General features: G+C 68.3%; 6 protein-coding genes, 1 tRNA gene and 1 pseudogene. 1 reads left to right on the plus strand and 7 read right to left on the minus strand.

Annotated elements, in window-relative coordinates; genetic code table 11:
* Window positions 1–84 precede the first annotated feature (84 nt).
* On the plus strand, window positions 85–1083 hold the full coding sequence (waaC, locus tag JMF90_RS21960; protein WP_054927494.1) for a lipopolysaccharide heptosyltransferase I: 999 nt from the start codon (window positions 85–87) through the stop codon (window positions 1081–1083).
* Between the two features lie 19 nt (window positions 1084–1102).
* On the opposite strand, the gene JMF90_RS21965 is transcribed toward waaC, so the two are convergent.
* The 7 genes and pseudogenes from JMF90_RS21965 to JMF90_RS21995 all read right to left on the minus strand — a co-directional run.
* Complete coding sequence (locus tag JMF90_RS21965) at window positions 1103–1282, minus strand: hypothetical protein (protein ID WP_006486620.1); 180 nt, start codon at window positions 1280–1282, stop codon at window positions 1103–1105.
* A gap of 102 nt (window positions 1283–1384) precedes the next feature.
* Window positions 1385–2695 (minus strand): MFS transporter, encoded by a 1311-nt coding sequence (locus JMF90_RS21970; protein ID WP_054927495.1) that lies wholly within the window; start codon window positions 2693–2695, stop codon window positions 1385–1387.
* Between the two features lie 306 nt (window positions 2696–3001).
* On the minus strand, window positions 3002–3493 hold the full coding sequence (locus tag JMF90_RS21975; protein ID WP_027806771.1) for an energy transducer TonB: 492 nt from the start codon (window positions 3491–3493) through the stop codon (window positions 3002–3004).
* A 313-nt stretch (window positions 3494–3806) separates the two neighbouring features.
* Window positions 3807–4100 (minus strand): hypothetical protein, encoded by a 294-nt coding sequence (locus tag JMF90_RS21980; RefSeq protein ID WP_006476627.1) that lies wholly within the window; start codon window positions 4098–4100, stop codon window positions 3807–3809.
* Window positions 4101–4472: 372 nt separating this feature from the next.
* Window positions 4473–4865, minus strand: a complete 393-nt coding sequence (locus JMF90_RS21985) for a hypothetical protein (protein WP_006476626.1) — start codon at window positions 4863–4865, stop codon at window positions 4473–4475.
* 141 nt (window positions 4866–5006) lie between these two features.
* Window positions 5007–5094 (minus strand) — tRNA-Ser (locus tag JMF90_RS21990).
* A gap of 44 nt (window positions 5095–5138) precedes the next feature.
* A pseudogene (locus JMF90_RS21995) lies at window positions 5139–5552 on the minus strand (oxygen-independent coproporphyrinogen III oxidase-like protein); the annotation flags it as partial.

Genomic DNA, 5552 nt, shown 5'->3' on the forward strand with positions numbered 1-5552 from the left:
GTTGCAAATGTAATGTTGGCGTAATTTCTGCGCACAGCAACCTCGTTAGCATGCCAAGGTGGCCAGTCAAGAATCCCGCAAATCGTGAAACGCATCCTTATCGTGAAAGTGACGTCGCTCGGCGACGTCGTCCAGACGCTGCCCGTCGTCGCCGACCTGCATCGCGCGTTCCCCGGCGTGACGGTCGACTGGGCCGTCGACGAATCGTGCGCGGAGGTCGTACGCTGGCATCCGGGTGTGAGCGCCGTCCTGGGCGCGCCGCTGCGCCGCTTCAAGAAACTGCGCAATGCCGGCGACCTGAAGGCGATCTCGGCCTCGATCGGCGCGTTGCGTGCGCACCGCTACGACGCGGTCATCGATCTGCACGGCGTGTACAAGAGCGCGATCATTTCGTCGCTGGCGCGTGGCGCGCGTCGCTTCGGCTACCAGACGCAGGATCTCGGCGAAACGGGCGCGCGCTTCGCGTATTCGCACCGTTTCGGCCCGCGGCCGGACTGCGACGCATGGCACGGAATGCGCGTGAGTGCCGGCGAAGCGCTCGGCTACGTGCCGGAAGGGCCCGCCATGCACGGCATCGTCGCGCCGCAGGATGCGAACCTGCCGGCCGCCGTGACCGACGGCGGGCCGTTCATGCTGCTGTTCCACGCGACGTCCAATCCCGACAAGAAATGGCCGGCCGAGCACTGGGCCGCGCTTGCCACGGAGATGATGGCGCGCGGCGTGCGCGTGCTGCTGCCGTGGGGATCGGCGGCCGAGCATGACGACGCGCGGGATATCGCCGCGCGTGCGCCGGGGGCGATCGTGTTACCGGCGATGACGGTGCGTGAACTCGGTGCGGCGCTTGGCCGGGCCGCGCTCGTGGTGGGCGTCGATACCGGGTTCGTGCACATGGCGCACGCACTGCAGCGGCCGACCGTGATGATTTTCGTCGCGACGTCGCGCCACCATTGCGGCATCGGCGGCGCGCCGCATGCGCTGTCGATCGGCGAGCCGGGCGCGATGCCGACCGTCGACGAGGCGCTGGGCGCGATCGATGCGGTCTGCCCCGCCTATGGCGCGTTGCGCGCGCGGCTGACCGCCTGACGCGGCGCGGCGGCCGCGATCACGCGAGCAACGCCTCGACCGTGACGACGGCGGCGATGGCCGCCAGGTTCGCCAGCAGCGCCTCGAACACGAGGCCGCGCCAGGTCTTCGGCCGGAACCGCAGCGCGAGCAGTAGCGCGCCGCCCAGTGCGAGCGCGAGGATCAGGACGAGGTCGGCATTGGCGAGGCGGATATTCATCGCGGCGGCTCCTTGTCGGGGCGGGACCGGGCGCGCGACGACACGCCCAGGATCGAGTATAGGCATCGCCCGCCGCCCTGCAACCCGGGTCGCCCCGGAGGGTCAGACGAGCGACGCGTCGCGCGTTTCGCGCATCAGCAGGACACCGATCAGGCTGATCGCCGCCGCCACCGATACATAGCCGCCGACCCACGACAGTCCGCCGCGCGCGGCCAGCAGTTGCGCGATATACGGTGCGATCGACGCACCGAGAATCCCGCCGAGGTTGTACGCGACGCCCGCGCCCGTATAGCGGACGTTGGTCGGGAACAATTCCGGCAGCAGCGCGCCCATCGGGGCGAACGTCACCCCCATCAGGAACAGCTCGATCGTCAGGAACAGCGCGACGAGCGGCATCGATCCGCTGCCGAGCAGCGGTTCCATCGCGAACCCCGACAACAGCGCGGCGATCGCGCCGACGACCAGCACCGGCTTGCGCCCGAAGCGGTCCGACGCCCATGCGGACAGCGGCGTCGCGAGCCCCATGAAGACGACCGCGAAACACAGCAGGCCGAGGAAGCTCTGGCGCGGAATATGCAGCGCCGACACGCCATACGACAGCGAGAACACCGTCGAGATGTAGAACAGCGTGTAGCAGACGACCATCGCGAGCGCGCCGAGCAGCGTCGGCCGCCAGTGCTGCGTGACGAGTGTCGCGACCGGCACGCGCACGCGCTCGTTGCGGTCGAGGGCCGCCTGGAACGCGGGCGTTTCGGTGATCTTGAGCCGCACGTACAGGCCGAGCGCGACGAGTACCGCGCTGACGAGAAACGGGATGCGCCAGCCCCAGCTGCGGAACTGGTCGTCGGACAGCGACAGCGCGAGCGCGAAGAACAGGCCGTTCGACATCAGGAAGCCGACCGACGGCCCCAGTTGCGGGAACATCCCGAACCAGCCGCGCTTGCCCTGCGGCGCATGCTCGGTCGCGAGCAGCGCCGCGCCGCCCCATTCGCCGCCGAGGCCGATCCCCTGCCCGAAGCGCAGCACGCACAGCAGCACCGGCGCGAGCGCGCCGATCGTGTCGTAGCCGGGCACGAAGCCGATCGCGGTGGTGGACACGCCCATCACGAGCAGCGAGGCGACGAGCGTCGACTTGCGGCCGATGCGGTCGCCGAAGTGCCCGAACAGGAACGAGCCGATCGGGCGCGCGATGAAGGCGATGCCGAACGTGACGAACGCCGACAGCGCTTGCGCCGTTGCTGAGCCGTGCGGGAAGAATACGGGGCCGATGACGAGCGCGGCGGCCGTCGCGTACACGTAGAAATCGTAGAACTCGATCGCGGTGCCGATGAAGCTCGCGAACACGATGCGCCGGTGGCTGACGGCGCCGGCCGAACCGGTTGCGTGTGCAACGGCCGGGGGGGATGCGGACATGGATGTCTCCGTTTTGTCGTTGGGGTGCTCGGCCGAGCGTACGCTCGGGCAGGCGACGGCCTGCCGGGAGCGGCCGGGCAAATGAGTGATGCGGATGACGCGGTGGCGGCGTGGACGCGCGCCGTCGCGCGGACGTCACCCGCCGGTCGACGATGGAGACGGGTAGGTCGCCGCCGCCCGGTGCCGGCGTGGTCGGCTCGCTTGCCGGGTGGGGCGTGCGAACGCATGCGCGGCGTGATGGCCACGCGAGTGCGGAAAATTATAGCCAGCGCCGCCGCTCACCGGCAATTGGGCCGCGGCGGCGCATCAGTCGATCGATTGCGCCTGCGCGGAGGCGGTGCTTTGCAGCTGGAAGTGGCCGTCGTCGTTGAAGAGCCAGCCTTCCATCAGTTCGAGCCGGCCGTTGCCGTCGAGCAGCCGCGACGGCGGCGCCGGCAGCGGAGCCGAGCGGCGCAGCGACGCGAGCGCGAGCGCTTCCGCTTCGCTGTCGCCGTTGCTGCGATAGACGGATGCGTTGACGACGCGGCCACTGCCATCGACGGTGAAGGCGACGACGACGAGCGAACGGAGCATGGCCTGCGGTGTGCCGTGCAGCATGCCGGACGGATTGCGTTCGGCGACACGATGCGCGACCTCGACGCGATACTGGTCGAGGTTGCCGCTGCGTATGACCGACGGAATCGTCAGGACCGAGCGTAACGACGAAGGCGGCGTGATCGTGCACGCGGCAAGCAGGGCGACGGCGGCCAGCGCGGCAATACGCAGCCGGGCGACGCGCGGACGGAGAAGGGGGCGCATGAGGTAATGGCCGGGAGGGACGATAAAAAAATGATAGGCGCACCGACGCGAGACGATATGGGGAGAAACGCATAGCGCGCTGGATCGGCCGCCGGGATCGCTGATGATGACGGCCGGGCGCCGCGTCGAGCAACCGTGCAACGTGCGTCGTGATGTGACGCGACATGTGACAGCGGCCGCGGCGGACGCGCGTGTTGCAAGGTTGAAAGCCACGGCACGCTGCGATCGATCGTCCGGCTGGCGCAGCGGTCCGCCGAGGCGGCAACCTCGACCGCACCTCCCGGGCAATCGCCGGCGACGTGCGTCGGCCGGTTCAGAAGCCGTGCGTGACGAGCGACAGTACCGACAGGTCGGGGTGCGTGCCGTCGATGATGCTCTTGCCGATGTGGATGGCTTCGTGGGTCGCCTCGTCGAGGCTCGCGAAGCTTTCCTCGCCGTCCGCGTGAAACGGCACCGCATGGCCGGGCAACGCCGGATTCACGCCCGGATGGCACACGTAGCCGGTGTAGGTATAGCGCGTGTCGCTGCCTGGCAGCGTGGCCGGCACGACATGGATCTCGAAGCCTTCGTAATCGACGTGGTCCGTCGCGGTCGACAGGTCGGTCATGGCGATCTCCGTGTGCCGCGCGCAGGGGTGGCGCGTGCGGCATCGAATACATCGAACACGCGGCGGCGTTCGTGTCGCCGTGTTGAACGAATTCTAGGCGATGGCGGGGCGGGCCGGGAGGCGTCCGGAGCGGTGTGCGGCGGCTGGTATCCGGGCGCGCGTACCGTGTCGATTCGGCGCCGATTCCACGAGCGAGCGACGGAAATGCGGATCATCGTATTTTTCGCGTCGGGCGCCGGTGCGCTGCCTGACGTGCTGGTCCGGTTTGCATGACCGAGCGCCGCCGCCCGTGCCCACCGGGCAGGTGCCGCGCAAGGCGCGGCGTGGACGCACGTTCCGTCTCGACCGACGGCGCGTCGCACCGCGACTTCGTTACTTGCAGCGCGCGTCCTTGCGCTGCACGACGACGATCACCGGATACTTCTGGCCATGGTCGAGTTCCACGCGCGCGACGACGGTCAGCGTCGCCGGATCGGAATCGTCGTACACGCTGACCTGTTCGTTGCGCAGGTAGGTCACCCCGGTGCAGTTCGACGTGCGTCCGTCGTCGCCCACCTTGCACTGAAGCTCGTTGTCCTTCAGGTAGTTGTATGGCGACGGGCTCGCGAGATATTCGCTGAGGCCGCGCGGCGAACCGCCGACGCCGGTCACGTACGCGATCGCGCACGACGCCTGCGCGTCGCTGCCGGAGGCGGTGTCGGCCGCTGCATGCGTGCTGACGGCGGCCAGCACGGCGACGAGCGACGAGACGAGGAAGGGCTTCATGACGTGGATTTCCCGTTTCGCGAATCGGAGCGCGGGATTGTAACGGCATCCGGCGCGACGCGTCGGAACGTGCGGGGCGCACGCGAGCGGACAAACAAAAACCCCGTCATTCTGCGAATGGACGGGGTTCGGCGAACTTCCTGGCGGAAGCGGTGAGATTCGAACTCACGGACAGTTTCCCGTCGCTGGTTTTCAAGACCAGTGCCTTAAACCGCTCGGCCACGCTTCCACACGAGGCGGCATTGTAACCGAAATGCCGCCTCGTTCATGCGTTCAGTCGTCGCGCAGGAACAATTCCTGCAGGTCGTTGAGGAAACGCTGGCCGAGCGGCGTCGGCGCGATTTGCGTGAAATCGCGCGTGATCAGCCCGCGCCGTTCCGCCTCCTTCAGCGCCGGCTCGATCGTGCTCATCGGCAGGCCCGTGCGTTCCGCGAAGCTGTGCACGGGGAAGCCCTCGACGAGCCGCAGCGTGTTCAGCATGAATTCGAACGGCAGGTCGCGCGCGCCGACTTCACGCTCTTCCTGCACGGCCGTGCCGGCCTTCGCCTGCTCGATGAAGGTCGCCGGATGCTTGTAGCGCGCCTGCCGCAGGATCCGGTTCGGGAACGACAGCTTCGTATGGGCGCCCGCGCCGATCCCGAGATAGTCGCCGAAGCGCCAGTAATTCAGGTTGTGCTTGCACTGATG

The organism is Burkholderia sp. E168m23, assembly GCF_016586125.1.
GTDB classification, from domain to species: Bacteria; Pseudomonadota; Gammaproteobacteria; order Burkholderiales; family Burkholderiaceae; genus Burkholderia; species Burkholderia orbicola.

What these genes read in the sequence shown, in the direction of transcription:
- JMF90_RS21965 (WP_006486620.1), bottom strand. Translation starts at nt 1,282, where the DNA reads ATGAATATCCGCCTCGCCAATGCCGACCTCGTCCTGATCCTCGCGCTC.
- JMF90_RS21970 (WP_054927495.1), bottom strand. Translation starts at nt 2,695, where the DNA reads ATGTCCGCATCCCCCCCGGCCGTTGCACACGCAACCGGTTCGGCCGGC.
- JMF90_RS21975 (WP_027806771.1), bottom strand. Translation starts at nt 3,493, where the DNA reads ATGCGCCCCCTTCTCCGTCCGCGCGTCGCCCGGCTGCGTATTGCCGCG.
- JMF90_RS21980 (WP_006476627.1), bottom strand. Translation starts at nt 4,100, where the DNA reads ATGACCGACCTGTCGACCGCGACGGACCACGTCGATTACGAAGGCTTC.
- JMF90_RS21985 (WP_006476626.1), bottom strand. Translation starts at nt 4,865, where the DNA reads ATGAAGCCCTTCCTCGTCTCGTCGCTCGTCGCCGTGCTGGCCGCCGTC.